Here is a 23,145-nt window from a genome sequence, read left to right as displayed (position 1 = left end):
TCCGCCTCGACCCTTACAGTAACGATCCCCACCCATGTGTCCGAGAGGCTCACCCGCCATGGCGCAACGCACCCCACTGGGAAATCTGCTCCGCCCGCTCAACTCCGAGTACGGCAAGGTGGTGCCCGGTTGGGGCACCACGCCGGTGATGGGCATCTTCATGGTGCTGTTCCTGGTGTTCCTGCTCGTGATCCTGCAGCTGTACAACAAGTCGCTGCTGCTCGACGGCATCACCGTGAACTGGAACGGCCTCGGCTGATCTGCCTCTGAATCCTCCGGCCTAAGAGTCTGGCGGCACAGGCTGCCGGGCCTGCCGCTTTGCCGCCTGTTTTCGCCTCAGTTCCTGACCCAGGCTCCGCTGCATGAACATCTTCGGGATCGGGCTGCCGGAAATGGCGGTCATCGCGGCCATTGGCCTGCTGGTGTTCGGCCCGAAGCGGTTGCCCGAGCTGGGGCGCACCCTGGGGCGCACGCTCAAGGGCTTCCAGTCGGCCTCCAGCAACTTCGAGCAGGAGTTCCGCAAGGCGATCGACTCCGAAGCCGACACGGTGGTGACCGCCACCAGCGTGGCGATCAACGAGGCTCCCGCCCCCGCCGCTGAGACTGTTGCACCTGCACAGGCCACCACCACTGCTTCTCCTGTTCCAGCAGCCAGCTCCGCCGCAGCGGCTGAACCCCCTGCTGCCAGCGAACCGCCTGCGGCGGCCGCCTGAGTTCAACGCTTCGCTTCTGCCACTCTGCTTCCGCCGCTACGTTTTCCGCCGCTTCGTTCCGCCACGGCCATGACCGCCTCTTCCACGCCGGGCGGTGAGGCCCGCACGGGCGACCTTCAGCTGGTGGTGGGCCTGGGCAATCCCGGCGACAAGTACGCCCGCACGCGCCACAACGTGGGCTTCATGGCCCTGGAGCGGCTGGCGGCGCGCGAGCGGGTGAGCTTCCGCGCCAATGCGCGCCTGCAGGGCCTGCTGGCGGATGTGGGCCAGGGGGCCCAGCGCCTGCGGCTGCTGATGCCCACCACCTACATGAACGAGAGCGGCCGGTCGATCCGTGCCACGCTCGACTGGTTCGGCCTGCGTCCTGACCAGATGCTTGTGCTCGTCGATGACATGGACCTGCCGCTGGGTCGCCTGCGGCTGCGCCTGGCCGGCAGTGCCGGCGGCCACAACGGCCTGCGCAGCACGATCAGCCATCTCGGCAGCCAGGAGTTTCCCCGGCTGCGCATCGGCATCAGCGCCCCGGCCGATGACCCGGTCACGCGCAAGGCCCGCACGATTTCCCATGTGCTGGGCCGCTTCGAGCCCAGCGAGCAGGCCTGCGTGGAGGCGGTGCTCGACGAGGTGCTGGCGGGGCTGGGGGTGATCCAGCGGCTGGGCTATGAACGGGCCGGTAATCGTCTGAACAGTTTTCAGCCCGCAGCGGCCTGAGGCTGAGCCGGGTACCTCCGCCCGGCTGATGTTGATGGTTTCGCCTCCGCCTCCTGTCTGACTCCGTGCGTTTCCTTCCTCCGTGAGCCGTCTTCCCGCCACCACCGCCCAGCTGCGGGTGCTGCACCAGAGCTTCACCCAGAAGCTGCTGGAGGGCGAGGTGGTGGCCGGCGGCTTCGCCTGGACCTTCCGCTGGGCGTTCGATCGCGGTGAGCTGACGGTGGAGCCCTCGCTGGGTCGTGCCCTGATCCAGGACGCACTGCTGCGGTTTCTGCTCAAGGCCGACTACCAGCTGGAGCCCGGCGGTGACTACGCCTTCACGGTGCGGGCGCGCTTCTAGAAGGCGGCTGGCGGCAGGGATGGGGGCCGCGACAGCGGATGGCCGAGGTGGCGTTCGAGCAGCAGCTGGGCGACGACATCGTCCCAGGGGCCGGGCGGCTGGCGCAGGCCTTCGGGCAACAGGCGCCGCCAGCCGCGTGGCGGGAACAGCTGCCAGAAGCGCCGCCGTGCCTCAAGGGTGGTGCGGCGCTCATCCACCAGCTGCAGGGGCAGCAGCGGCGCCAGGCGCTGGCTCCAGTGGCGGCTGCCGGTGCCGTCGCCGAGCACCACGCCGGCCACGGCGCCTTCGGCCTGCCAGGCGCGCAGCTGCGCCAGGGCCTGCTCCGGCTCCAGGATCAGGGCGGCCAGCACCTGCTGCCGCGCCGGGTCGCAGCGCACCAGGCCGCACTTGCAGCGGCCCGGATCGAGCGCGGCGAGGGGACCATGGGCGGGAAGCGGCAGGGGCTCCGGTGGTGACGCGGCGGCCGCCGGCGTGGGGCTCATGAGGGGCGCTTCGGCGGGGAGGGGGCGTGGGGCCGCCATCGAGGCGGCGAATCTCCAGCACCACCGGATCGGGCGTTTCGGCCTCGCGCACGGCCACGGCCTCCAGGCTCACGGCCTGCCCGGCCGGCCGCTCACTCAGCTCCCGCCCCAGCTGGTTGAAGCTGGCCACATCGAACTGCACCCCATCCACCAGCGACCCCTGCCGCTGCGCCTTGGCGAAGGAGGCGGCCAGCAGCAGGTTGAGCCGGTTGCGCACCTGCTCGGGCGAGATCTCGTTGCCTTCCAGCCGCGTGGTGGCCATCACCTCGCCCTGGCGGATCACCTGCTTGTTGGGCCGCAGGTCGGGGAAGCCGAGCACCTGCTGCTCGCCGCGCAGCACATTGGCGGCCGAGAGGATGCTCACCACCCAGTTGCCACCTTTCTGGATCAGGGCCTCCAGCTTGGCGATGTCTTCACGGGGCACCAGCAGGATCGGCCGGTTCACCGGTTCCCCCGGCAGCACCCGCTGAAAGGCCGACTGGTTGGCCTGGCGCAGCAGGGCATCGATGGCGGCACGGGCCTGGCCCGGCTGCTTGACGCTCACCTTGGCGGTGGCCAGCGGCTGGCCGCTGCTGATCACCACATCGCCGCGGCGCAGGGCGATCAGCTTGGTTTCCAGATCTTTGAGTTCGGCCTGGCCGGAGGCGATCTGCCCCTTCACGCGGGCCAGCTCCGCTTCGGTGCGGCGGATGTCCTGATCGCGGGCGCGGATGTCGCTGTTGAGCCGATCGCGCTGGCGCAGCAACTGCTGCTGCTGGTTCTGCAGCGGCTGCAGCTCACGCCGCAGGCGGCCCGCCTGCTGCTCCACCGCCACCAGCTGGCGGCGGGCCTGCTGGCGGCCCCGTTCGGCCCGGCCCACGGCCTGCTGGGCGTCGCGCTGGGCCGAGAGGCTGCGCTTCAGGGCGGCATCGCTGCGTTGGACGGCGTCGCGGCTGTCCCGCAGCTTCTGCTCGAGGCTGTCGAGCTCGAACAGGCCGGTGCGCAGCCGCTGGCTCACGGCCAGCATCAGGCCGAGCGAGACGGCACTGATCAGGCTGCCGGTGAGCACCGTGATCAGCACCGCGGTGTTGCGCGGGCGGAGGTTGAAGAGGCTGAGCCGGGCCTTGCCGACGCGGCTGCCGAGCCGATCGCCGAGGGTGGCGAGCACCCCCCCGAGGGTCAGCAGGGCCAGGATCAGCAGCCAGCCGGACACGATTCAGGGCGAGGGGGTCCAGTATCGGCCGCGGGCCTTCAGCTGAAGCGTTTGGCCAGCGCCACCGGATCGAACACGGTGATCTTCTTGCGATCCACCTGCACGAGGCCGGCCTGACGCAGGTCGCCGAGCAGGCGGGTGATGGTGACGCGGGTGGAGCCGATCGCTTCGGCGATCGCCTGGTGCGACAGGCGCAGATCGATGGTGATGCCCTCGGCGCCGGGGACACCGAAATCGCGGCAGAGCACCAGCAGGAAGCTCACCAGCCGCGAGGACATGTCCCGGTGGGTGAGGGTCTCGATCATGGTCTCCGTCTGCAGGATGCGGGAGGAGAGGCCTTGCAGCAGCAGCAGGCCCACGCTGGCGTCCTGCTCGATGGCGCGCCGCACGGAACTGGCCGGGGCGGCCACCAGCTCGACGCGGGTGAAGGCGACGGCGTGATAGAAGCGATCCGAGCGCTGGCCGGTGAGCAGGGAGAGCACGCCGAAGAGGCTGTTCTCGCGCAGCAGGGCCACGGTGATCTCCTCACCCGACTCATAGACGCGGGACAGCCGCACGGCGCCACGGCGCAGCAGGTAGACGCGCTCGGCCGGGTCGCCGGGGAAAAAGATCGTTTTGCCGCGCTCCACCGTTTCGCTGGTGCAGCCGCTCAGCCCACGCATGACGTCCAGCAGGGTGCTGGAGCCACTGGCGGAGGAGGCCAAGCCGCTGGTGACGGGCGCGGGGGTGGTGCTGGTGCGGCTGAATCCGCGCATCGCGCCGACCATGACGGTTGGACAAGTGGTTGGAAGCTACGGATCGACTTCCGTGCTCCATGTAGCCGATCACACTAACTGGACGGTTCCCTGTGGACATCCGTCTGCAGAATCCCAGTGCCGACGGGATTTCCGCAAAGTAGTACAAGCGTATGCGCTAGGGGTGGTGTCCGATCCTTGATTCCGGGTCTGGCGCCGCTACATTCGGTTTCGCGAAGCCACCGGGGTGTTGATGACGGCCAGCCTGCTCAACCCCTCCATGTCCAGCGGTGGTGTGCCTTCTGGTGCTGGCCCTGCCGGTGGCCCCCGTTCCCACGCCCCGGGGCGCCCCCATGGCGCGGCAGCAGCGGCGCCCGTGGCCGCCGTGGCACCACGCCCGCTGGCCCTGGTGCCCCCGGCCCAGACCGAAGGCCTGCTGCAGGTGCACACGGCACCGTTTCGCGGCAGTTTCTCCGGCGTGTTCAGCCAGGCGTTGCGCAGCGCGGGGCTGGGCAGCCGGGTGCTGATCAGCCAGTTCCTCAAGGGCGGCGTGGACCAGGGGCTGGAGCGCAGCCTGTGGCTGTGCGGCCGGCTGCAGTGGCTGCGGCCCGCCATGCCCGCCTGCCTGACCGAACCGGCCGAGGCCGATGCGGAGCCCGAGGGGCCCGGTGCGGAGCAGCAGCAGGCGGTGCTGGAGGTGTGGGGCTACACGCGGCGCCAGCTGCTGGACGGGGCGGTGGATTTGATGGTGCTCGACGAGCTGGGTCTGGCGATCGCGCTGGGCTACCTGCCGGCGGCGGAGGTTGAGGCCACGTTGGAGCAACGTCCCGCCCATCTCGATGTGATCCTCACGGGGCCATCGATGCCGCCCGCGCTGCTGGCGATGGCCGACCAGGTGACCCAGCTCCGCCGCAACTGCTGACCCCATGCTCAAGTGCGACCGCTGGATCAACGAACAGGCCGCGGCGGGCATGCTCGAACCGTTCCAGGCCACGCTGGTGCGCCACCTCGATGCCGAGAACCGCACGGCGCCGGTGCTGAGCTACGGCTGCTCCTCCTACGGCTACGACCTGCGGCTCTCACCCAAGGAGTTCCTGATCTTCCGGCACGTGCCGGGCACGGTGATGAACCCGAAGCGGTTCAACCCGGCCAACCTGGAGCCGGCGCCGCTGCACCACGACGACGACGGTGACTACTTCATCCTGCCCGCCCATTCCTACGGCCTGGGTGTGGCGCTGGAGCTGATGCGGGTGCCGGCCAACATCACCGTGATCTGCCTGGGCAAGAGCACCTATGCGCGCCTCGGCATCATCGTGAACACCACGCCCGCTGAAGCCAGCTGGGAGGGCCACCTCACCCTGGAATTCAGCAACTCGTCGGGCGCCGATTGCCGCATCTACGCCAGCGAAGGCATCTGCCAGCTGCTGTTCTTCGAAGGCGAACCCTGCCAGACCACCTACAGCGACCGGGCTGGGAAGTATCAGCATCAGCCGGAGCGGGTGACGTTAGCGAAGGTTTGATTTTGGTTGAGGGGGGTGCGGAGTTGCGGAGCAGGGTGATGGGCTTGCGTTTGTTTTCTGTTTATGGGCATAGAAGCCGAGAGAGTTGATGCGATTTCATCGCTTCAAACGTGTGGTTCAAGAAGACTTCCCCTTAGAAGAGGCCACCAGGCTGTGTAACGTCCTGCACAGTAGTTATCTGACCCGCGAACCACAGTGGCTCATCTCAGCAGACTGACCAAAACCCCTGCAGCATCAGGCTTGAAGGATGCTTGGGGAAGCCTGGTCACTGTGGTTTGCAGAAAGGGAACGCCTATGGGGTGTGGTTTGCGGAACTGTCCAAGAACAAGTAAGGCTCCAGCACAAGCTCGTCTCGCTAAGCAACCGCCCAAAGCAGATCATGAAAGTCGTTGGAGGCATCCCTTCCATTGCAGCCAAAGAATCTGCACGCATCTATAGGCTTCCCCCCAATGAACGCGCCCTTGCTATTCACTGCTACCCACCTGGCAGGGCCGTTACATTTTCATTCTTTGCGAGAACTGAGACCAATCAGATTTCACTCCGAGTTTCTTTAGAAGGCCCCTTTAGCTCACAGACTAAAGACTTTCTTGTAACAGATGCATGGCAGCGATTTGAGCTCTCAATGAAGAATGATATTTCTCTTCAACCCCTCAAAGTCTTTTTGTCTAATGCGTCCTCAACTACAGTGCATTCAGATGTGGCTATTGCCTTCCCACAGTGTGAAGAAGGCCTGTTCGCAACAAGCCCAATACCGCCCGACGTAGAACTCCCAGTGGTAGTAGCCTCTGCTTCCGAGACTGGTTCAACACGTAGTGCGGATAGAGCATGGATTGACAAAGATAAGACTGGCATAGAGATTGACTCCAATTCTTCTACGGTAATTCTTGTTGCTAAACCAACTCCAACAACTGCCCAGATTCAAGATGATCAATTCTTGACTCTTTTTTCATTTTGGTGCTCCGAGTCAACCTCAGAGCTAAGTATTGGAATCTCTGGCAGTCACAACTGTGCATTTGTCATAAGAAAAAGAACTGCCGAGAATGTTGAATTCACGTGTACAAGCTACATCGCAGGATGTGATCTTTACTTTGTATGTGCTGTATTTGATCAAGGCACCGTCAGCCTCATTGTGAATGGTGCAATAGCGGCAAGGCTCCTGCTAAGCGAATCAATGGTATTTGAACGAATCTACCTTGGTTGCTCACATGGATGCCAGGTGGATTCATTCAGTGGCCATTTTATGCGCTTCATCATCTACGGCACCCCATTGCTATATCCAAGAATTCTTGAAATGTATTGCGAATGCTGCCCAGGCAATGTGAATTATACCTATGCGTACATGCTGGACTACTTTCGCTATGCTTTGACTGACGATAGTGAAATGGCAACATTGGATGCGTGCATGGCGGACGAGGGGTTTTCATTCTTTATTAGACAACTTCAATTTGCGATACCGGAAGTTTTTGAGCAGTTCCCTCCTCATGGCGAATTTCAGGAAGCTGATATTCGTGATTGGGTACTGGCCATAATCAAAAGGCCTGGTGTTCGTGCCTCAAGAGAATCATATTCGAAGATTAGACGAACGGATTTGAGGCTGGCCTATACCCTGCCAGGTGATGGCTCTGCTACGGATCTTGTAGAGAAACAGTACCGGATAGAGTTTAAGATATGGGGGCGCCACGGATATAAAGATGTTCCGTCTCAGCCGATGAAGTATATGACTGAAGATGAGCTTGTTGGCGCATCCATCATGATTGACAGACGAGCGACGCCTTCCATTTGTGACTTTGAAGATTATGTTCGCGCCAATCCTGATTACCAATGCATATCAATCAAAGAGATCCCTGTCATGGAGGCCAATCTACGATACTTCGTATCATTCCATCGTGATCTACGATACAGAATGCTGCGGATGATGATAAACATTTTATTGCCCATTCCCGGGCCCTCACTCAAGATAGCCTCTGATGTCTTGCCTGAAGCCAGTCGAGGCCGAGATGACGAAGATATATGAGCGGGTTGAGTACGTTATCGTTTTATAACGTTCTGCAAGTCATGTGATCGCTGTGCCAGTAGCAGATTCAGATGGTTAAGCCTAATTCTATACTGTTTCAATCTTTATTGTTTCACCTAGGGACTATGTCGAGCACCCTCTCTCCTCAGCAAGATGTGGAATAGACTCCAGAACCTGATCATATCGAATGAGCCTAGCATGCCCCTTGAGTGGACAGGCTACCACTAGCACTCTGCAGTCTCATCACAACCCTGCCTGCCACTCAGGGGCGGCGTTAGCCACAGCAAAGAGCGCCTTGAAGCTTCTCAGAATCACTACACTGTTAGTCAGTAGCACACCAGCTTGATCCGCAAGTGAGTACATCCTTTGGCACCACAGGACCAATCCCAGCTACGAGCTATCCGGTAGTGGGGATGGCACAAACGGGGCCTATTAATGCTTCACAGGCATCGCCGATTCGGATGGGTAGGTCTGTAGGCCGCCAGATACCTGGCAATTCTCTACGCATTCTTCAGATTGATTCGCATTCGTTCGAGCTTCATTCGATTTCGGACGCTATTGATTCAGCGTTCGACGCTATCTACAGAGATATTCTTCAGAATAGATCTGCTGACTGGGACCTTTTTACTCGAGCAGCCAGCGACTTTCTTGACTCCGATCCATCTCCAGCAGAGATGGATCAATTCTTTGAGGCAGCAGAGCCGATAAGCTTTTTTCTTGCAGAATACAGGAAGATCGATGCGGCTTGTGACTACTGGCTTGATATCCTTGGCGTAATCACGAATAGGGAACGGCAACTGAGTAGGCAATATCACAAAGGCTCTGGCTACTTCTTTTGGGCATGTTCATGGTTTAGTCGGGGAGATACTGATACTGGCTTGCTGATAATGAACAAAGCGCTCATAGAAGATAAGCGACAACAATGCTGTTCAAACGGGAATTGGCCCAACTCATCAGCGGCAATGGTTGTCACTCTTGATCAGAGTCTTAACCTTCTTCATCCAGCGAGTTGGTGGGTTGGCGAACAGGTACAAGAAATTGACGATGCACTTGACAGCGCCAACTTAAATCTTCGAACGAGTGACATTCGAAGCCGTCTGTTCCTTGGCTCGGATACAGATCTTATTTCGCTGCTCATCTATTCACACTCCTCTATCCTTCGCATAGAGCGCTTAAATCTTGATCACCATGATAGCAAGCTGCTTGGATCCTTGGCGCTTAACCATCTGTTTCGAATTACGGTTATTATCGAGAATCTATTAAAAGCAAGGACTGGCAGCCATGGGTCTTTCATGCAGCAGATTCAAGAGTTATCTTGTCAGATTGGCGGCCAGCTCAAAGGCCAAATGCCATCGCAGAATGGATTGCAGTATGCATCCTGTATCAATGATCAAAGAAAAGCCAATGCAAGTCTTCTTCTTAGGCAGCTAATAGATGGAACGGCTCGTTATCGAGATGTCGGACAGACTAATGTCAGCAACCTTGATCAGCCACTTTGCGTTGCATATGTTCTGCGCAACATAGGCGCTCATGATCTTGATGTTCCGGTAATCATTGCCGAGGAAATCCATTCTCTTCGTGTTCACGTCCTTGCAACTCTGGTTAAATGCGTGGAAATCTATTATCCGTGATCTCTCCTGCCCCGAAAGTGGCTAACACAGCCATTCACCTGACCCGCCACCCCAGAAGTTCTTTCCCCCTTAATTCACTTTACCTGAGGCTTTCTTCGGGCAGGTGATGGCAAGAGTTAGCCAGACGAATCACGCAGCTCATGAACGACCTGGACAGCACCGTGACTGCGATCCTCGACGCGAGGGTGGCAACGCCCATTTGTCGAAGCATCCTGGTGGCAATCACCGGAATCGACGGTTGCGGCAAGGGCTATGTCACGGCACGGATCGCGGAGATCCTCCGAACACATGGGATTCGGGTGGCGACGATCAATGCGGACGCGTGGTTGAACCTTCCCAGTAGACGCTTTGATGCCTCCAACCCCGCTGAACACTTCTACCTCAACGCGATACGCTTCGACGACATGTTCACACAGCTTGTCCTTCCGCTCCGCGATCGCCGTTCATTGCGCGTTGAGGTTGACTACGCGGAGGAAACTGCAACCGCATACAGGCGGCACCTTTATGAGTTCGAACGGATCGACGTGATCCTGCTGGAGGGGATTTATCTCCTGAAACGTGCGCTGCAATCTCACTACGACAGATCAATCTGGATCGACTGCACCTTCGAGACGGCGTTGGAACGCGCCGTCTCACGAGGTCAGGAGGGCCTGTCTCCACACGACACAGCCCGTGCGTACCGAACGCTCTACTTCCCCGCGCAGGACATTCATATCGCACGGGATGATCCCAGAGCGGCCGCCACGGCGATAATCAGCAACGATCCCCGGCTCAGTGCCGATGGTGCGCTGATGTGACCCATGGGCCACGCCCGACCGGAACAGGCTGAGCATGCACACGCCCGACCCAAGCTTTGTGGCAGGCGACGGACTCAGACGAGCCCTCGAACTGCTCATGTCACCGGATGGCTCTACGGGCGACCTGCCACCTGGGCTGCCAGAAACCGGGGTCGGTGAGGCTCGGGTGCTTGAAATGATGTCCGGACGCGTGCTTGGAGAGGCTGCCCGGCTCGGTTCATCCAGCTCGCTCGCTCACATGGACCCGCCCACGCCGTGGATCACGTGGGCGATGGCCTTGTGGGACGCCAGCCTCAACCAGAACATGCTCCATGAGGTGACATCGCCCTTTGCCACCCAGGCGGAGGCGCGCGTCCTGGCTTGGCTGACGCCGTACTTCGGCATGCAGGGCGGGCACTTCTGCTCCGGTTCAACGATTGCCAATCTCACTGGACTCTGGGCGGCGAGAGACGCCGCAGGCGTGAAGACCGTCGTGACGTCTGATGCCGCGCACCTCAGCGTCGAGAAGGCCGCTCGAATGCTCGGGCTCGCATTCGTGAAGGTCCCTGTTGACGCGCTAGGGCGGCTCGATCGCGAGCAACTGCCTGACCTGAGCGACGCCTGCCTGGTGCTGACCGCTGGCACGACCTTGACAGGTGCGATCGACCCTCTCGATCTGGTCGGCACCGCGACATGGACGCATGTGGACGCGGCGTGGGCAGGCCCACTACGACTCAGCCACGCTCACGCTGGCAAGCTCGACGGGCTCGATGGCGCTGACTCCGTGGCGGTATCGGCTCACAAGTGGTTGTTCCAGCCAAAGGATTCGGCACTCGTACTATTCCGCGATCTCGAGGTCGCGAACGCGGCAATCAGCTTCGGTGGTGGCTATCTGGCCAAGCCGAATGTCGGGGTGCAGGGCTCGCGATCAGCGGCGGCGATTCCGCTGCTCGCGACCCTGCTCGCCTGGGGGCGCGAGGGACTTGCGCAGCGACTCGATCACTTGATGGAGGTGGCTGACGCGCTGGCGGATGCGATCGAGTCAAGCGAACACCTGGAGCTCTGGAACCGGCCGCAATCAGCGATCAATGTCTTTCGTCCAACGAACCGACAGAGCGACGCCTTTGTTCAGGCCGCTCCCGCAGGCATGTTGTCGAAGTGTGTTCTTGAGGGTGAGACTTGGGCGCGGTCGGTGGCGGCGAACCCATCAGTGGACCTGGATCTTGTGATCGAGAGTGTTCTCGCAGCAAGTCGAGCTAATGTCTAAAAGGCGCTTCGAGCAGGCGCACAGCTCAAACGTTCCACGTTGGGCAGTAATGCACCATCAGGCTTCCAGTTAAAGCCTCGAGCAACCATGCCATACGTTCACATTCAGATCACACGCGAAGGTGCAACAGCCGAGCAAAAGGCAGAGGCAACATGACGACGACTCCTCATGCGGCAGCCTATGTTGAAGTTGCTGAGCTTATACAAGATTACTTCGACGGGCTTTATCATGGCGACACGCAGCGTCTGCGTCGCGTGTTTCATCCTGAAGCAGTGTATGCCACAGCCTCCGAAGGAGAGCCGCTCATCCTTCGGATGAATGAGTATTTTGAAATTGTCGACAGCAGGCCATCGCCCGCCTCAAGAGGAGAGCCCCGAACTGATCAGATCCTGTCGATTGAATTTGCCGGGCCAGTTGCAGCCGTTGTAAAGCTGCGATGCTCGATTGTTCCCAAGCACTTCATTGATCTCCTGTCTTTGATTCGCGTGGATGGGCGATGGCAGATCATCGCCAAGGTCTTTCATCTCACTGTCCACGCCCCTTGATGAAGAACGAGCTGAACAAGGTGATGCAGCTGCGCCACGCATGGGCGCGGCTGAGCTTTGACGTTGGGCGTGCTGTTTGCTAGGAGGAGGCTGTGTCCGACGTTGTCATCAGGCATGTAGAGCAGGACGACTATCAGCCGATCATCTCCATCGTTGATGAGTGGTGGGGTGGTCGGCCGATGGCCGCCATGCTCCCCAAGCTCTTCTTCGTCCACTTCCGCTCCACCAGCTTCACCGCCGTAGCGGATGGTCAGATCGTTGGGTTCCTCATCGGGTTCGTTTCGCAGACCTTCCCCGACCAGGCCTATATCCACTTCATTGGCGTGCATCCTGCACGTCGTGGAGAGGGGTTAGGGCGCCGCCTCTATGAGCATTTCTTTGCCACGGCCGCCTCGCTTGGCTGCCGCACTGCTCGCTGCGTTACCGCTCCGGTGAATCGCAACTCGATGGCCTTCCACCGTCGCCTTGGCTTCTCTCTCCTTGACTCCGACCACAAGGTCGACGGTGTTCCCGTCGCCATGGGCTACGACGGGGAGGGTGAAGACCGCGTGATCTTCACGAAGGATCTGGATACCCTTGCCATCAAGCGTTGGACAGACCAACCACGGGATTGAGCCCACGTGCGAATCGCCATCATTGCGTTGGGTAGTCGTGGCGACGTGCAGCCGCATGTTGCGCTCGGGGTGGGGCTCAAGCGGGCCGGGCATTCCGTTCGTGTTGTCACATCCAGCGACTTCGGCGAGCTCGTAGGGGCTCATGGGCTCGAGTTCTGCGACACGGGTGTGAGCACCGAGGCGATCGCTAGCGAGATGCATGACCTCCTGGAAGCAGGCAACGTTCTGAAGATCATGGCCGCGATGGGGGTGTCGGCAGAACGGGTGGCGGTTCAGGCGGCGACGAATGGTCTCGCCGCCTGCGAAGGCGTCGACCTGATCGTGAGTGGCCTGGGTGGGCTGTTTGTTGCACAGGCGCTCGCAGAGAAGCTTGCTGTTCCCTTCGTGCAGGCCTACCTATACCCGTTTTCGCCTACCACCGCGTTCCCCGGCGTGCTCACGCCAGTCCCTCAGACTCCCCTCACGTCCTGGGCGAACGCTCCGTCCCATCGCGTCACCCAGCAGATGCTGTGGCAATCGTCGCGATCGGCGGACGCGACCATCCGGGTGAAGGTTCTGGGTCTCAAGCCGTCGGGCTTCTGGGGGCCGTTCGCTGCGCTGGCGGGCGCGGGCCACCTGTGCCTGTATGGATACAGCGCACACGTGATCCCGGTGCCGCAGGACTGGTCCTCCCGGAACCATGTCACGGGCTACTGGTTCCTTGAGCCTTCAGAGGATTGGCATCCGCCGGCAGAGCTGGTGGCCTTCCTTGAAGCGGGGCCAGCTCCGGTGTACGTGGGGTTCGGAAGCATGGGAAGCCGGAACCCGGAGGCGACGGCAAAGTTGGTGCTGGAGTCGCTGCAGCGGACCGGCCAGCGTGGTGTTCTCTCCTCCGGCTGGGGCGGGCTCACTGCGAACGATCTGCCCGATTCCGTGTGCATGGTGGGGTCAATCCCACACGCTTGGTCGTTCCCGCGCATGGCGGCCATCGTGCACCACGGCGGCGCCGGCACCACAGCCGCAGCCTTGTCGGCTGGCGTGCCCTCCATCGTCACACCCGTGCTGGGCGATCAGAGCTTCTGGGCCAGGCGTGTCAGCGACCTGGGAGTCGGGCCGAGGTGCGTACCTCGGCGCAAGCTCACCGTTCAACGTCTGAGTGAGGCCATCGGGGCTGCTGTCAGTGATGACACGATCCGCGCCAAGTCAGCCACGCTCGGTGAGCGGATTCGGGCGGAGGATGGCATCTTAACGGCGGTCGAGCTGATCGAGCGGTGGTTTGAGACGGCTCGGTAAGCTGTCGATCATTTGGATAATCTGTCTCGCTAAGGCTTTAGGTCCTTTGTGTGCCTCAGGCTTTTCGTCCGCGTCAGACTCTCGTCCTCAAGGCGCCAACCGCGCCTTATGCAGCCGGCTCTTCTCGTACCACTCCGCAAACTGCGGCACCCACTCCTGCAGGTGCGGCCACATCAGATCGCAGAGTTCGCGGATCTCCTGCTGGGCATCGAGCTTGGCGCGTAGATCGAGGAAGTGCAGGAACGCGCGCAGGGTGAAGCTCACCACGAAGTGCTGGCGGTAGTCGAACGGCAGGATGCCGCGGGCGTGCTCTTCCGCATAGCCGGCATCCAGCAGATCGCGGTAACGCCCCGCTGCAGCACGGCAGAGCTCCAGATCGATGCCCCGCTGCGTTTCGTCGTAGATGTATTTCTTGCCTTGGCGGTCGCTATAGGCGCCCACGGGCCGTAGATAAAATACTTCTTCCAGGTCTATCTCATTATTAGCAGCCTTGCGAATCCGGTCGCCCGTATATCTCATCGACTGCACATCGAAGCTCACGCCCACGCGATGGGTGCGCGCCTGTTGCATCACGGAATGGGGGAACCAGCCCACGTTCAGCACAATCTGGGCGTGCTCGAGTGGGCCGTAGTGGCCGCGTTCGCCGGCCAGCAGACGCTTCACGCAGATCTCACCGGCCTTGGTTTCATCCGGCCAGTCGGCGCGGTCGGCGGCCACGAAGCCCTCGCTGTAGTCCTGATGCATGCCGGCATACACGCACTGCTGCGGGTTCGGGGTGGCGGCGATCAGCTCAACCCGGAAGCGGGGATCCATGGGCAGGCTCGGTGAGGGGTGGGTGTGTCGTCAGCCGTGGCTGCGCGGGCCGACGGCGGCGGGTTCGCTGCTTTGCGGTCCCTGCTCCAGTCCACTGCTCTTGCCGACGCCGGCCAGGCGCGGCAACGGTTTGTCGTCAAGCAGGGCGATCGTGATCGCGGCCAGTTCGGCCGGGCTGCGCAGGCCCAGCGAGCGGCCGATCGGTTGGCCCTTGCGGTTGAACAGCTCCAGCTGGGGGATGCCGTTCACCTCAAAACGATCGAGCTCCGGGCCCCAACGCGGGTTGTCCACATTCAGCAGCACCACATTCAGCTTCCCGCGGTTCTGGCTTTCCACCGCCTCCATCGCCGGCGCCATCGTGCGGCACGACTCACACCAGTCGGCGTAGAACTCCAGGATCGTGGGCCGCCCGCTCGCCAGCGCCACCGGCAGCTCCAGCGACCGCCGCGCCAGCTGCTCCAGCGGCGCCTGCGGTTGCAGCCAGCCGCGCGCGAAGAACAGCACCAGTGCCAGCAACGCGGCCAGGCCGGCCAGCACCATGCGTTCGCGACGCCCCAGTGGTGGTGAGGAAATGGGGTCGATGGGCGGTTCGGTCATCGGGGCGTGGTTGGCTCGCCTCGGGCTGGGGCACTCTGGCAGCTACGCGCTGCAGGCCGGGGCTGCACACTGCAAGCCGGGGCTAGGTGCGTCAGCATGGGGTTTCGCAGCGCCCTCCCCTCCGTTGAAGCGCCGCCTCACCCTTCACTTCCCGCGCCAGGCGGTGCATCAGCCGATCACCTACCGCCTGGCGGTGGATTTCGACATCGCTGCCAAGATCCTGCGCGCCCAGGTGGCCCCCAACCAGAGCGGCACCATGGTGGTGGAGCTCTCCGGCGACATCGACGAGCTCGACGCCGCCGAGCTGTGGCTTGAAAGCCTTGGCCTCTCGCTCGATCGCGCCCCCGGTGAGATCCGCATCGATCCGGCCCGTTGCGTCGACTGCGGCATCTGCTCCAGCGTCTGCCCCAGTGGCGCGTTGAGCAGTGCGCCACCCGATTGGCGGCTTAGCTTCGATGCCCAACGCTGCCTGGTCTGCGAACAGTGCATCCCCAGCTGTCCGCTCGAAGCGATCGCCTTGGTGCTGGAGCCCCGATGACGGCGCCTGCCCCCCGCCGCCGCCGGCCATGGTGAAGGCCCAGCCCCGTAACGGCCCGGTGCGGGCCCTGCTGCGGCTCACGCTTCTGCCGTTGCGCGCTCCGTTCCTGGTGGTGCTGCTGGCGGTGAGCGCCTACCTCGGCATGCAGTGGGTGCTGGTCTATCCGCACGAGGCGGTGTCGCTGCTGGCGCTGCCGCGCCACCAGCAGTTGTTCTTGTCGGTGGAGTGCCTCCACTCGATGATGGTGGTGGTGCTCTGCACCATGCCCGGCTACCTGCTGGCCCAAGTGTCGCGGCTGATGAACGCCAGCAAGGTGTTCACGCTGGTGTTCTCGCTGCTGGTGGTGAGCGTGCTCGCCATCTACATGATCGATCTGGGCCGCCTGGTGGCCGAGGTGCTGATCCTCGGCTCCTCGGTGTTCCTGGCCCGCCTCGACCTCGCCCGCATCCGGGTGGTGCCGCCGCCGCCGCAGCTGGCCCTGGTGCTCAGCCTCTACGTGCTGGTGGGCATCGGCCTGGGGCGCTGGCTGTTCCTGGAGGGGATCTGGCGGCCGCTGCAGGTGTGAGAGCAGATCGAGGCTGCGGCCTTGCGGCTGACGCTCAGCAGCCTTGCTGTTGCGCCAGCGCCTGGTAGCTCCACACGTTGCCCAGCACCTTCTTCACGTAGAGGCGGGTTTCGGGGAACGGGATCGCCTCCACCCACAGTTCCGGCTCGCGGCTGAGCGAGAGGCTGGGGTCGGGCGGCTCCTCCAGCCAGGAGCCCACGGAGCCCTGGCCGGCGTTGTAGCTGGCGGCTGTCAGGAAGGGATTGCCGCTCCACTGGCGCAGCCGCTGGTTCAGGTAGCGGGCCCCCAGCGGCACGTTCACCTCCGGTTGGCGCAGCTGTTCATCCGATACCGGCGCCCCGGCCAGCTCCGCCGCCGTGGCCGGCATCAGCTGCAGCAGCCCCACGGCGCCGACCGGGGAGCGCACCCCCGGCGTGAAGCGCGATTCCTGCTTCGCCACCCCCAGCAGCAGGGCGGGGTCGAGCCGCTCCGCCGTGGCCGCCGCCCCGAAGATCGCGCCGAAACGCAACGGATGCAGTGCCTGCTCCAGCGGCAGGCTGGCGCGGCAGCTGGCGCCCACCCAGCGCAGGCTGGCCAGTTCCAGCTGCCCGAGGCCCGTCCAGTCGTCGCCCACGCCCTGGCGCAGCCGGCCCTCCACCGTGAGCTCCGCCGGCTGCTGGGGCGGCTGGTTGCGGCGCGCCGTGCGCCAGCGCTCCCAGGTCTCCAGCGGCTGGTCCAGCCGCCATAGGCGGTTGAGGTTGCTGTTGCCGCTGCGCAGCGGTTGCCACGGGGGGGTGGGCGGCATGGTTTCCTCGCTGCTGCCGTTGCTGCGCAGGGCGAGCGGGGCCTCCAGCCCCAGCCGCACCCGTGTCCGCCAGCCGTAGTAGCCCCAGGGGTTGCGCTCCAGCAGCTGGCTCCAGGAGCGGCGTGCGGCCTCCTGCTCGCCCAGTTCCTGCTGCGCGTAGCCCAGCCAGAACAGTTGCCGTGCCGCCAGCGGGCTGGGCAGTTGCTGCGGCTCCAGCGCCGAGAGCAGCACCGCCGCCGCCGCCCAGCGGCGCTTCAGCAGGGCCTCGCGCGCCAGCTCCCACTGCAGCTCCCAGCTGGCGGGATCGGTGGGCCAGCGGCCCAGCACCTGTTGCCAGCCCCTGCCGCTGGTGGCGGCGCGGCGGGCTGCCACCGGCGCGCTCTGCTGCAACGCCTGTGGCAACCGTGCCAGCCGCGCCAGGGTCGTCGGGCTGTCGTTGCCGCTCAGCAGGCGGGCGGCCTCCAGCGCTTCCGGTGCCGCCGGCCAGCGGCTGGCCAGGGCCAGCAGCCGCGCCTCGCCCGCCTGACCCTGGGCCGCCGTGCCCTTCAGCAGCGCCCGGCCGATCACCAGCTCCGTGGCCGCATCAGACGGCGCCCCCGCCAGGCAGGCCGCGGCGGCGGCGCCATCACCCAGTTCCCCCAGCCCCCGTGCCAGCACCCGCCGCTCGGCGGCGCTCAGTGGTGGCGTCTTCAGCTGGCAGGTCTGGCGCAGCAGCCCTTCAGCCCCTGGCCAGCGCGCGCCCCAGCGGGCCCGGGGCCGGCCCAGCTCATAGAGCGCATCGGCGCTGGCGGGGTCGGCCGGGAAGCGGCGCAGCAGCTCGCGCCAGCGGGCCGTGGCCACCAGGGGTTGCCCGAGCTTGCCGGCCGCCAGTGCATCGAGCTTGAGCGCCACCGCGCCGAGCGGATCACGGCCCCAGCCCTGGCCCTGCAGCAGCTGGCGCTGACGGGCCGGCGTGGCTGCCGCCCGGGCCGTGAGCAGCAGGCTGGCCTCGCGGCGCCGCTCCGGGTCCAGGTCCCAGTGCCGCGTGCGTTCCAGCGCCGCCGTGGCGGTGTCGGGGCTGGGCAGGGGCCGGGCGTTCAGCGCCTGACGGCCCAGCACCAGCAGGGCCAGGCTGCCCAGCACGGTGAACGCCAAGGTGCGTGGGCCGCGCGTCGGGGCAGCGGCCGTTGGCAGACTGGGCACAGGCGACAGGGGTGGCGCTGACGCCGGCAAAGTCTTGGCATTCTGGAACCACGTCTCCGATCGCCATGGCGCTGCGGCCCTCCCTGCCTCCCTGGTTGACGACCCTGCCCGGTGCCCGCCAGCGCCGCCGCGCCCTGGCCGTGACCGCCCTGGCGGCGGGTGTCTTCTTCCTGCGCCCCTTCTGGCCGCTGCGGGCGTTGCCCGGCTGGGTGGTGGGAGCCCTGCTGCTCTGGGCCGTGGCCGAACTGGTGCGCTGGGTGTGGTGGCCGCGCCGCAGCGTGTAGCTGGCGCCGTCTGGAGCATCCGCCTGGAGGCCTGCTCCTAATCTGCGCCCAGCGATTGCGTGTTCATGGCGGAGCCGGCCCCCCTGCCCATCGGCCCGCCACTCAGTGCCGGTGGGACCTGGTTCGGCACCGACGGCATCCGCGGCCGCGTCGGCACCCACCTCACGCCCCTGCTGGCCCTGCAGGTGGGCTACTGGTGCGGCCAGGTGCTGCCGCCCGAAGGTGCGGTGCTGGTCGGCATGGATTCCCGCAGCAGCGGCCCGATGGTGGTGGCGGCGCTCACGGCCGGCCTCACGGCGGCCGGCCGTGAGGTGTGGGATCTCGGGCTCTGCCCCACCCCCGCCGTGCCCGGTGCGATCCGCCGTTGCGGTGCCGCCGGCGGGCTGATGGTGTCGGCCAGCCACAACCCGCCCCACGACAACGGCATCAAGGTGTTCGGCCCCAGCGGCGACAAGCTTGACCGGCAGCAGCAGGAGGTGATCGAAGCCGGCCTGCGCGGCCGTGCCACCGCCACGGCCAGCGCCTCCTCCGGTGTCTGCGGTGCCGTGCGGCAGCGGCCCGAGCTGCTGGCCGCCTACACCGACACCCTGCTGGCGAGCGTGGCGGGGCGCCGACTGGACGGTTGCCCGATCGTGCTCGACCTCTGCTGGGGATCGGCCACCGCCTGCGGTGAAGCGGTGTTCCGCGCCCTCGGCGCCGATCTCACGGTGCTGCATGGCACCCCCGACGGCAGCCGCATCAACATGGGCTGCGGCAGCACCCACCTGGAGCCGCTGCGGCAGGCGGTGCTGGCCCATGGCGCGGCGATGGGCTTCGCGTTCGATGGCGACGCCGACCGCATGCTGGCCGTGGACGGCCGCGGCCGGGTGGTGGACGGCGACCAGGTCCTCTACCTCTGGGGCGGTGAGCTGCTGGCGGCCGGTGAGCTGCCCGGCAGCCGCCTGGTGGCCACGGTGATGTCCAACCTCGGCTTCGAGCGGGCCTGGCTGGCGCGTGGTGGCGTGCTCGATCGCACCCCCGTGGGCGATCAGCACGTGCATGCCGCCATGGCCGTCAGCGGCGCTGCCCTTGGCGGTGAGCAGTCGGGCCACATCCTCTCGGCCCATCACGGCATGAGCGGCGATGGCCTGCTCACGGCCTTGCAGGTGGCCACCCGCATCCACGCCGGTGGCGGCTCCCTGGCCGACTGGATGGACACCAGCTTCTCGCCCTATCCCCAGGTGCTGGTGAACGTGATCGTGCCCGACCGCCAGCGGCGTCAGCACTGGCAGGAGTGCCTGCCCCTGCGCGAGGCAGTGGCGCAGGCGGAGGCGGCCATGGGCGGCGAAGGCCGCGTGCTGGTGCGGGCCAGCGGCACCGAACCGCTGCTGCGGGTGATGGTGGAAGCGGCCGAACCCGCCGCCGTCGATCACTGGTCGTCGCATCTGGCCGACCTGGCGGCCGCCGAGCTCAACGGGGTTTGATCAGAGATCAGCCAGCTGATCGGCGGCGAGGCTGAGGGCACCGTCGCAGGCATCACCGGCGGCCTCCACCAGCGTGGCGCCGGGCAGGCGGGTGGCCAGCGCCTGCCGGTAGGCCGCGGCGTAGGTGGGCAGGTGGCGCAGGGCGCCGCCCTGGCCGCACACCCGCGGCTGCTCCAGTTCCAGCGCCGCCGCCACGCCCCGCACCAGGCCAGCGAGGGCGTCGGCGGAGCGTTGCAGCACCGCCAGCGCGTCCTCGTCGCCTGCCGCCGCCAGCGCCTCCACACAGGGGGCCAGGCGCGCGAAGCCGGCGGCCCCGAACGCCGGCGCCACCACCATCGCCTTCACCCGCTGGGCCGTCACCAGCTCCTCACCAGAGGCGAGGGCCTGCCACAGCGCGGAGCGCAGCCCGGTGTCCGGCCGCCGGCCATCGGCCATCTCCAGCGCCAGCGCCAGCGCGTCGCGGCCCAGATCGCAGGCGGAGCCGCCCTGATCGAGCAGCCAGCCCCAGCCGCCGCAGCGGTGCTCGCGGCCGCGGCCGTCGCGGCCCAGCGCGATGCAGCCGGTGCCGCTGATCACCACGATGCCGGCGCCGGCGGGGCCGTCGGCGCTGAAGGCGCCACGCAGGGCGGTGCGCTCATCGCCGGTGACCAGCACGCGTTCCGCAGGCAGCTGCAGCGCCGCCGCCGCCAGCGCCTGCCCCCGCTGCTGCACCGTGCTGCCGTGCTCGATGCCGCTGGCGCCCACGCCTGCGGCGGCAAGCAGGGGGGCACCTGCCCTGGCCAGCCCAATAGCGCCCAGCCCAGCCGCACCCAGGGCCGCCTGCAGGCTGGTGTGCAGGGCGTCGCCGAAGCGTTCCTCGCCGCCGGCGGCCTCCAGATGGCTCACCCCCGGGCCCTGGCCCTCCGCGAGCACCCGCCAGCCGCCGCCGGGATCCACTGCCGCCAGGCGGCAGGTGGTGTGGGTCTGGCCGGCATCGAAGCCGGCCAGCAGGGCGGGCGGCTCGTTATCGGTCATTGCGCTCTCAGCCATCCGCTCGGGCGGCGGCCGGCAGCGTTGACAGGGTGGCCAGGCAGAACCAACCGCTGAGCTGCACCTCCGGTCGGAAGAAAATCGTGTCGGTGACCCCCTGCACGGCCAGGCCGGCGATCACGGCCACCGCCGCCAACGCCGGCAGGGCCTGGTGGCCGTTGGCGCGCACCTGGGTCAGCCCCAGCCTCACACTGGCCACCAGCAGCCCCAGCCCGGCCAGCAGGCCGGGGATGCCCCCTTCCACCGCCAGTTCCAGCGGGATTGAGTAGGCGCTGAGCGCGTTGAATTTGGGTTGCTGGTACAGCGGATAGATCAGGTTGAAGGCGCTGTTGCCCGGCCCGATGCCCAGCCAGGGGCGGTCCTTGATCATTTCGATCGCCGCCATCCACACGTTGATGCGGAAATTGTTGGAGCTGTCCTCCCGGCCGGCGCCCAGGCTCATCACCCGCACCCGCAGCGGCTCCACCTTGGCGATCGCCACCGCCAGCACCAGCCCCGCCAGCACCATCAGCAGCAGTGGAAACACGCGCCGCCAGAACACCGGCCAGTGACGGGTGAAGCGCAGCAGCAGCAGCACCGCCAGCACCCCGTAGGCGGCCACCAGGCCCAACCAGCCGCCGCGGCTGTAGGTGAGCACCAGGGCCGCACTGCCGAGCACGGCGGTGGTGAGCGCAAACAGCCGGGCGCTCAGCCGCTGCCAGCGCAGCAGCGCCACCACGGCGATCGGCAGGATCGGCAGCAGGTAGCCGGCCAGCAGGTTGGGGTTGTCGAGCGTGCTGTAGATCCGCACCGTTCCCTGCGCCACCGAATTGGGATCAGACCAGCGGGCCAGGGCGGAGGAATCGGCGTAGAGCTGGCGGATGCCGATCACGCTCACCAGCAGGCTGCCGCCCAGCAGGCAGGCCGTGATGCGGTCCCACCAGGGCGGCGCCGTGGCCAGCAGCTGCCGCATCAGCGCATACACCCCGAGATAGCTCAGCAGCTTGATCAGCCCGTTGGCCGCCGCTGCAGGCACCGGCGAAAAGCCCGTGGCCAGCACCGACACGCCCAGCATCACCAGCAGCCAGCCGCTGATGGGCCCGATCCGCCCCGCCGGTGTGCACAGCGCCCACAGCAGCCACAGCAGCCCCGCCGCCGTGATCAGCAGGCTGAGGCCGGTGCGGGTCACCAGCGGCAGCCCGGCCATCAGCGCGGAGAGCACCAGGCCGGCCAGCAGCGGCAGGCGACGGCCCAGCGGTCCGGCTGCCCAGCCCGCCAGCAGGCCCTGCCAGCGCAGCAGCCAGGGAACGGAGCCGCTGGCGGGGCCCAGGGCGGTGGGGGAGGTGGAAGACATTCAGGCGCCGGGCGTGGGCGGATTATGGGTGCGGCAGGCGGCTTGCTCCAGCCCCCCCGGACCGGGCGCGGCCGCGCCGTTGCGCCGGTACAGCACCCGGTACACCGGCAGCCCCAGTGACAGCACGTGCTGCTCCCGCTCGGTGGCCACCGGCAGCGGGTTCGTGGGGCGGTACGGCCGCGGGTCTTCGGCGGGCCGATCGAAGCACCCGCTCGCCTCGGTGACCTGCACCATGGGCACGATCACCGCCTCCACATCGCTCTGCAGCAGCAGCTCGCCGCCGGGGGGCAGCGCCGCCGCCAGGGCCGCCACCAGCGCCGGCTGCAGCACCCGCCGCTTCTGGTGCCGTTTCTTGAACCAGGGATCGGGGAACTGCAGCGTGACCCGCTGCAGGCGGCCCGGCGGCAGCTGCGCCAGCCAGTCCAGCAGGCTCACATTGGCGTTGCAGAACAGGAAGCGCAGGTTGTCGAGCTGCAGGCTGCGGCGGTCGTGCTCGGCGGCCTCCACCAGCACCCGGCGGATCTCCACCCCAAGAAAGTTGGTGCCGGGCTGCAGCGGCGCCATCGCCAGCAGGAAGCGGCCCCGGGCGCTGCCGATGTCGAGATGGAGCGGCAGCTGGGGCTGGGCGAACAGCTCCAGCAGCGGCGGCAACGGCCGCGGCTGCTGGTGCACCCGGCTGAGCGGGTTGACGTGCTGACGCACCAAGG

At 65.5% G+C, this 23,145-nt stretch carries 25 protein-coding genes and 1 pseudogene; 17 read left to right on the top strand and 9 right to left on the bottom strand.

Going from position 1 to position 23,145, the window contains the following annotated elements; all coding sequences use genetic code 11:
- The first annotated feature begins 58 nt into the window (after positions 1 to 58).
- From psbH to ACXMDP_RS15880, 4 genes are all read left to right on the top strand, one after another.
- Positions 59 to 259: a photosystem II reaction center phosphoprotein PsbH gene (gene psbH, locus ACXMDP_RS15895; RefSeq protein ID WP_071800830.1), complete on the top strand. Its 201-nt coding sequence runs from the start codon at positions 59 to 61 to the stop codon at positions 257 to 259.
- 103 nt (positions 260 to 362) lie between these two features.
- Positions 363 to 713 (top strand): TatA/E family twin arginine-targeting protein translocase, encoded by a 351-nt coding sequence (locus ACXMDP_RS15890; protein WP_259730700.1) that lies wholly within the window; start codon positions 363 to 365, stop codon positions 711 to 713.
- Between the two features lie 69 nt (positions 714 to 782).
- Positions 783 to 1,424, top strand: a complete 642-nt coding sequence (gene pth, locus ACXMDP_RS15885) for an aminoacyl-tRNA hydrolase (RefSeq protein ID WP_259730701.1) — start codon at positions 783 to 785, stop codon at positions 1,422 to 1,424.
- An 82-nt stretch (positions 1,425 to 1,506) separates the two neighbouring features.
- Complete coding sequence (locus ACXMDP_RS15880) at positions 1,507 to 1,764, top strand: DUF3146 family protein (RefSeq protein ID WP_094513590.1); 258 nt, start codon at positions 1,507 to 1,509, stop codon at positions 1,762 to 1,764.
- On the opposite strand, the gene ACXMDP_RS15875 is transcribed toward ACXMDP_RS15880, so the two are convergent.
- From ACXMDP_RS15875 to ntcA, 3 genes and pseudogenes are all read right to left on the bottom strand, one after another.
- Entirely contained in the window at positions 1,761 to 2,042 is a 282-nt protein-coding gene (locus ACXMDP_RS15875; RefSeq protein WP_457766984.1) for a hypothetical protein, read from the bottom strand. The two genes, ACXMDP_RS15880 and ACXMDP_RS15875, sit on opposite strands and share 4 nt — an antisense overlap.
- 250 nt (positions 2,043 to 2,292) lie before the next feature.
- A pseudogene (locus ACXMDP_RS15870) lies at positions 2,293 to 3,477 on the bottom strand (DUF3084 domain-containing protein); the annotation flags it as partial.
- Between the two features lie 38 nt (positions 3,478 to 3,515).
- Positions 3,516 to 4,244, bottom strand: a complete 729-nt coding sequence (gene ntcA / locus ACXMDP_RS15865; protein ID WP_259730704.1) for a global nitrogen regulator NtcA — start codon at positions 4,242 to 4,244, stop codon at positions 3,516 to 3,518.
- Positions 4,245 to 4,464: 220 nt separating this feature from the next.
- Here ntcA and ACXMDP_RS15860 point away from each other — a divergent pair, with 220 nt between their 5' ends.
- The 9 genes from ACXMDP_RS15860 (at position 4,465) to ACXMDP_RS15820 (ending at position 13,850) form a co-directional block, all read left to right on the top strand.
- Entirely contained in the window at positions 4,465 to 5,133 is a 669-nt protein-coding gene (locus tag ACXMDP_RS15860) for a cob(I)yrinic acid a,c-diamide adenosyltransferase (RefSeq protein WP_259730705.1), read from the top strand.
- Between the two features lie 4 nt (positions 5,134 to 5,137).
- Positions 5,138 to 5,731, top strand: coding sequence for a dCTP deaminase (gene dcd, locus ACXMDP_RS15855; RefSeq protein ID WP_259730706.1), 594 nt, complete (start codon positions 5,138 to 5,140; stop codon positions 5,729 to 5,731).
- A gap of 247 nt (positions 5,732 to 5,978) precedes the next feature.
- Positions 5,979 to 7,745 (top strand): hypothetical protein, encoded by a 1,767-nt coding sequence (locus tag ACXMDP_RS15850; RefSeq protein ID WP_259730707.1) that lies wholly within the window; start codon positions 5,979 to 5,981, stop codon positions 7,743 to 7,745.
- Positions 7,746 to 8,098: 353 nt separating this feature from the next.
- Positions 8,099 to 9,376 carry a hypothetical protein gene (locus ACXMDP_RS15845; protein WP_259730708.1) on the top strand — a complete coding sequence of 426 codons (1,278 nt, stop codon included), beginning with the start codon at positions 8,099 to 8,101 and terminating at the stop codon, positions 9,374 to 9,376.
- Positions 9,377 to 9,516: 140 nt separating this feature from the next.
- Positions 9,517 to 10,173, top strand: a complete 657-nt coding sequence (locus ACXMDP_RS15840; RefSeq protein ID WP_259730709.1) for a uridine kinase family protein — start codon at positions 9,517 to 9,519, stop codon at positions 10,171 to 10,173.
- Positions 10,174 to 10,411: 238 nt separating this feature from the next.
- Positions 10,412 to 11,419, top strand: a complete 1,008-nt coding sequence (locus tag ACXMDP_RS15835; protein WP_259730710.1) for a pyridoxal phosphate-dependent decarboxylase family protein — start codon at positions 10,412 to 10,414, stop codon at positions 11,417 to 11,419.
- Positions 11,420 to 11,571: 152 nt separating this feature from the next.
- The gene (locus ACXMDP_RS15830; RefSeq protein ID WP_259730711.1) at positions 11,572 to 11,964 is read left to right on the top strand and encodes a nuclear transport factor 2 family protein; all 393 of its coding nucleotides are present in this window, start codon (positions 11,572 to 11,574) and stop codon (positions 11,962 to 11,964) included.
- A gap of 92 nt (positions 11,965 to 12,056) precedes the next feature.
- Positions 12,057 to 12,578, top strand: coding sequence for a GNAT family N-acetyltransferase (locus tag ACXMDP_RS15825; protein ID WP_259730712.1), 522 nt, complete (start codon positions 12,057 to 12,059; stop codon positions 12,576 to 12,578).
- 6 nt (positions 12,579 to 12,584) lie between these two features.
- On the top strand, positions 12,585 to 13,850 hold the full coding sequence (locus tag ACXMDP_RS15820) for a glycosyltransferase (RefSeq protein WP_259730713.1): 1,266 nt from the start codon (positions 12,585 to 12,587) through the stop codon (positions 13,848 to 13,850).
- 87 nt (positions 13,851 to 13,937) lie between these two features.
- Here ACXMDP_RS15820 and thyX read toward each other — a convergent pair whose 3' ends face one another.
- The gene (gene thyX / locus ACXMDP_RS15815) at positions 13,938 to 14,663 is read right to left on the bottom strand and encodes an FAD-dependent thymidylate synthase (RefSeq protein WP_259730714.1); all 726 of its coding nucleotides are present in this window, start codon (positions 14,661 to 14,663) and stop codon (positions 13,938 to 13,940) included.
- A gap of 30 nt (positions 14,664 to 14,693) precedes the next feature.
- Positions 14,694 to 15,260 (bottom strand): thioredoxin domain-containing protein, encoded by a 567-nt coding sequence (locus ACXMDP_RS15810; protein ID WP_259730715.1) that lies wholly within the window; start codon positions 15,258 to 15,260, stop codon positions 14,694 to 14,696.
- Between the two features lie 124 nt (positions 15,261 to 15,384).
- Between ACXMDP_RS15810 and ACXMDP_RS15805 the strand changes: the two genes are divergently transcribed.
- Both ACXMDP_RS15805 and ACXMDP_RS15800 read left to right on the top strand, forming a co-directional pair.
- Positions 15,385 to 15,798: an NIL domain-containing protein gene (locus tag ACXMDP_RS15805; RefSeq protein ID WP_094513552.1), complete on the top strand. Its 414-nt coding sequence runs from the start codon at positions 15,385 to 15,387 to the stop codon at positions 15,796 to 15,798.
- Between the two features lie 28 nt (positions 15,799 to 15,826).
- Entirely contained in the window at positions 15,827 to 16,363 is a 537-nt protein-coding gene (locus ACXMDP_RS15800) for a hypothetical protein (RefSeq protein WP_259730716.1), read from the top strand.
- A gap of 34 nt (positions 16,364 to 16,397) precedes the next feature.
- Here ACXMDP_RS15800 and ACXMDP_RS15795 read toward each other — a convergent pair whose 3' ends face one another.
- Positions 16,398 to 18,281 carry a lytic transglycosylase domain-containing protein gene (locus ACXMDP_RS15795; RefSeq protein ID WP_457766983.1) on the bottom strand — a complete coding sequence of 628 codons (1,884 nt, stop codon included), beginning with the start codon at positions 18,279 to 18,281 and terminating at the stop codon, positions 16,398 to 16,400.
- A 113-nt stretch (positions 18,282 to 18,394) separates the two neighbouring features.
- Here ACXMDP_RS15795 and ACXMDP_RS15790 point away from each other — a divergent pair, with 113 nt between their 5' ends.
- Positions 18,395 to 18,613 (top strand): hypothetical protein, encoded by a 219-nt coding sequence (locus ACXMDP_RS15790; protein ID WP_094514987.1) that lies wholly within the window; start codon positions 18,395 to 18,397, stop codon positions 18,611 to 18,613.
- Positions 18,614 to 18,678: 65 nt separating this feature from the next.
- Entirely contained in the window at positions 18,679 to 20,076 is a 1,398-nt protein-coding gene (glmM, locus tag ACXMDP_RS15785; RefSeq protein WP_259730401.1) for a phosphoglucosamine mutase, read from the top strand.
- Here the strand turns inward: glmM and ACXMDP_RS15780 are convergent, their stop codons facing one another.
- From ACXMDP_RS15780 to trmB, 3 genes are read right to left on the bottom strand one after another with little or no spacing between them, the layout of a single operon-like run.
- Positions 20,077 to 21,105, bottom strand: coding sequence for a BadF/BadG/BcrA/BcrD ATPase family protein (locus tag ACXMDP_RS15780; RefSeq protein ID WP_259730400.1), 1,029 nt, complete (start codon positions 21,103 to 21,105; stop codon positions 20,077 to 20,079).
- A complete protein-coding gene (locus tag ACXMDP_RS15775) occupies positions 21,098 to 22,438 on the bottom strand; it encodes an IctB family putative bicarbonate transporter (RefSeq protein ID WP_259730399.1) in 1,341 nt (446 codons plus the stop codon). The genes ACXMDP_RS15780 and ACXMDP_RS15775 overlap by 8 nt, the downstream gene beginning before the upstream one ends.
- Positions 22,439 to 23,140 (bottom strand): tRNA (guanosine(46)-N7)-methyltransferase TrmB, encoded by a 702-nt coding sequence (trmB, locus tag ACXMDP_RS15770; RefSeq protein WP_311134153.1) that lies wholly within the window; start codon positions 23,138 to 23,140, stop codon positions 22,439 to 22,441.
- Positions 23,141 to 23,145 lie beyond the last annotated feature (5 nt).

This window comes from Cyanobium sp. ULC065 (assembly GCF_977927515.1).
The sequence above is the reverse complement of the archived record's forward strand: the minus strand, read 5'-3'. Positions and strand labels throughout refer to the sequence as shown.